The sequence below is a fragment of the Sphingomonas sp. 10B4 genome (assembly GCF_035019905.1).
GTDB classification, from domain to species: domain Bacteria; phylum Pseudomonadota; class Alphaproteobacteria; order Sphingomonadales; family Sphingomonadaceae; genus Sphingomonas; species Sphingomonas glacialis.
Genome location: NZ_JASJVC010000193.1, coordinates 1 through 534 on the forward strand (window position 1 = coordinate 1; position 534 = coordinate 534).

1 pseudogene is annotated in these 534 nt (G+C 69.3%); it reads right to left on the reverse strand.

The annotated features are described in order from the left end of the window. Positions 1 to 534: pseudogene (locus QN347_RS19425) on the reverse strand (TonB-dependent receptor); the annotation flags it as partial.

Sequence of the window (534 nt, forward strand, 5' to 3'; positions counted from 1 at the left end):
AGCTCGATCTTGCCGCCGAGGCCGGTGGCGGGCGTGTTGCGCTGGTCGAGCGTCAGCTTGGCGGTGGTCGCGCTGATCACGCGGTTGGTGAAGTTGCGCGTCTGGACATAGGCGAGCGCGTCGATCGCCCAGGCCCCGCGATGGATCAGCCGGACGCTGGCATCATTGGCCTGCGAACTGCTGTCCGCGCCCGCGAAGCGCAGCGTGCGAGTGTCGCGATAGAGCAGGCCGCGCGCCTGGATCTCGGTCGCGGCATCAAGGGGCACGACCGCGCGCATCCCGCCCGACCAGTCGCGATAGCGCGCACGCACCGTCGCGGCCGTAAACTGGCTATCGGGCGTGGTGTAGAACCCGTCGCCCCGCTCGAACTTGCCCGAGAGACTGACGAACCCGCCGCCGACATCGGGCGAGACGCTCGCCGACACCTCTTGCGCATTGTTGCTGCCATAAAACGCCTCGCCAGCAAGCAACGGCAAGTCGCGCCGCGCCGCGCTCACCAGCTCGATCGTCCCCGCGACCGCCCCCGCACCGAAC